2 rRNA genes (1 of these 2 cut by a window edge) are annotated in these 3,101 nt (G+C 53.4%); both read left to right on the forward strand.

Features of this window, described 5'->3' with window-relative positions:
• A 23S ribosomal RNA gene (locus FYJ44_RS14260) occupies positions 1 to 2,786 on the forward strand (it extends 145 nt beyond the left edge of the window).
• Positions 2,787 to 2,830: 44 nt separating this feature from the next.
• Positions 2,831 to 2,945: ribosomal RNA gene (gene rrf / locus FYJ44_RS14265) — 5S ribosomal RNA — on the forward strand.
• Positions 2,946 to 3,101: the final 156 nt, after the last annotated feature.

A 3,101-nucleotide genomic window follows, 5' to 3' on the forward strand; every position in this document is an offset into this window, starting at 1 on the left:
CCGTCGTCCGCAAGTGAATACATAGCTTGCAGGATGCCAACTCAGGGAAGTGAAACATCTCAGTACCTGAAGGAAAGGAAATCAAACGAGACTCCCTCAGTAGCGGCGAGCGAAGGGGGAAGAGCCTAAACCGGTTGGATTCGTCCAGCCGGGGTTGTAGGGCCGGCGTACGTGATTCATGAGTAGGCAGGGGAAGGAAGCTGGAAAGCTTTGCCAAAGCGGGTGACAGCCCCGTACCCGAACCTGAAAGTGACGCAGCCGGTACCTGAGTACCGCGGGGCACGTGAAACCCCGTGGGAATCCGGGAGGACCATCTTCCAAGGCTAAGTACTAACCGACGACCGATAGTGCACCAGTACCGTGAGGGAAAGGTGAAAAGAACCCCTGTCAGGGGAGTGAAATAGAATCTGAAACCTGATGCTTACAAGCTGTGGGAGCGGGCATGCCCGTGACCACGTGCCTTTTGCATAATGAGTCAGCGAGTTAATCTGTACTGCAAGGTTAAGCGAAAGTGGAGCCGTAGCGAAAGCGAGTCTGATAAGGGCGACTAGTAGTGCGGATTAGACCCGAAACCGGGTGATCTATCCATGAGCAGGTTGAAGCAAGGGTAAAGCCTTGTGGAGGACCGAACCGTCAACGGCTGAAAACGTTCCGGATGACTTGTGGATAGGGGTGAAAGGCCAATCAAACCCGGTGATAGCTGGTTCTCCCCGAAATATATTGAGGTATAGCCTCGTGGATTGTCTACCGGAGGTAAAGCACTGACAGAGCTAGGGGTCCTACCAGATTACCAAACTCTTTCAAACTCAGAATGCCGGTCAGATGTACCACGGGAGTCAGACAGTGGGTGCTAAGGTCCATTGTCGAGAGGGTAAGAGCCCAGATCAACAGCTAAGGTCTCCAAATATATGCTCAGTGGTTAAGGTGGTGACGTTGTAGAGACACCCAGGACGTTGGCTTAGAAGCAGCCATCGTTTAAAGAAAGCGTAATAGCTCACTGGTCTAATGACGTTGCGCCGAAAATGTAACGGGGCTAAGCATATTACCGAAGCTTTGAATTCCGCGTATGCGGTCTGGTAGGGGAGCGTTCTTCACGGGCTGAAGGTGTGTTGTAAAGCATGCTGGACTGTGGAGAAGTGATTATGCTGACATGAGTAACGATAAAACGGGTGAAAAACCCGTTCGCCGTAAACCCAAGGTTTCCTGGGTAAAGGTAATCTTCCCAGGGTTAGTCGGCCCCTAAGGCAAGGCTGAAAGGCGTAGCTGATGGGAAACGTGTTAATATTCACGTACTTGTGTGTTCGCGCGAAGGAGGGACGCAGGAAGATAGGCGATCCGGGTGTTGGATTACCCGGTGCAAGCGAGTAGGCATGGAGAGCAGGCAAATCCGCTTTCCTTTATGCTGAGACGCGAATCCGTGGGCGCAAGCCCTGAAGTCGCTGAGTCTATGCTGCCAAGAAAAGCTTCTAAGTATAGGACACACAAACCGTACCGGAAACCAACTCAGGTGGGTGGGATGAATAATCCAAGGCGCTCGAGAGAACTCTGGCCAAGGAACTCGGCAAAATAACCCCGTACCTTCGGAAGAAGGGGTGCTCCTTTGGGTGAAGCGATTCACTTGTTGAGCCTGAGGGAGCCGCAGAGAAATGGTGGTGGCGACTGTTTACTAAAAACATAGGTCTGTGCGAAGTCGTAAAGACGACGTATACGGACTGACGCCTGCCCGGTGCCGGAAGGTTAAAAGGAGGGGTCAGCGCAAGCGAAGCTCCGAATTGAAGCCCCGGTAAACGGCGGCCGTAACTATAACGGTCCTAAGGTAGCGAAATTCCTTGTCGGGTAAGTTCCGACCTGCACGAATGGCGTAACGATCTCCACACTGTCTCGGCCAGAGACTCGGTGAAATTGAAGTCGCGGTGAAAATGCCGTGTACCCGCAGAAAGACGGAAAGACCCTGTGCACCTTTACTATAGCTTGACATTGGGATTTGAACCTGCATGTGTAGGATAGGTGGGAGGCTGTGAACCCTGTACGCCAGTATGGGGGGAGCCATTGTTGAAATACCACCCTTGTTTTTTCAGGTCCCTAACCCGTCGCCGTGATCCGGCACGGGAACAGTGTCTGGTGGGTAGTTTGACTGGGGCGGTCGCCTCCTAAAAAGTAACGGAGGCATGCAAAGGTTCCCTCAGGCTGATTGGAAACCAGCCGTCGAGTGCAAACGCAAAAGGGAGCTTGACTGCAAGAGAGACATCTCGAGCAGGTACGAAAGTAGGTGTTAGTGATCCGGTGGTCCCGAATGGAAGGGCCATCGCTCATTGGATAAAAGGTACGCCGGGGATAACAGGCTGATCGCATCCAAGAGTTCACATCGACGATGCGGTTTGGCACCTCGATGTCGGCTCATCACATCCTGGGGCTGAAGCAGGTCCCAAGGGTACGGCTGTTCGCCGTTTAAAGTGGTACGCGAGCTGGGTTTAAAACGTCGTGAGACAGTTTGGTCCCTATCTTCTGTGGGCGTAGGAGAATTGAAAGGGCCTGTCCCTAGTACGAGAGGACCGGGATGGACGCACCCCTGGTGGACCTGTTGTCGTGCCAACGGCATAGCAGGGTAGCTATGTGCGGAAGGGATAACCGCTGAAAGCATCTAAGCGGGAAGCCTGCCTTAAGATAAGTTCTCCCTGACGCAAGTCCTGAAGGGCCGAGGTAGACTACCTCGTCGATAGGCTGGAGGTGGAAGCGCCGCGAGGCGTGGAGCTGACCAGTACTAATAGCCCGTGCGTCTTGTTTTTGAAGAAAACTCCTTCCTTCCCTGTCAATTATATTTTGAAAATTTTTTGGCAGCCATAGAGAAGAGGGTACACCCGATCCCATTCCGAACTCGGTAGTTAAGCTCTTCCTCGCCGATGATACTGCATAACGTCATGTGGGAAAGTAGGCCGCTGCCAAAAATCGCTCGAAAGGCCCTTCGCCGCTCCCAGCGCGAAGGGCCTTTCCTTTTGTATGAAATGCCGGCCCGCGTCAGACCTCCGGATGCCGACAGCCGTTGCGTGGATTCTCCACGATGCCCCCCCATACTGCCTTCAGACGCCGCTTCCCGCGCCGCA

The sequence above is a fragment of the Desulfovibrio porci genome (assembly GCF_009696265.1).
GTDB classification, from domain to species: domain Bacteria; phylum Desulfobacterota; class Desulfovibrionia; order Desulfovibrionales; family Desulfovibrionaceae; genus Desulfovibrio; species Desulfovibrio porci.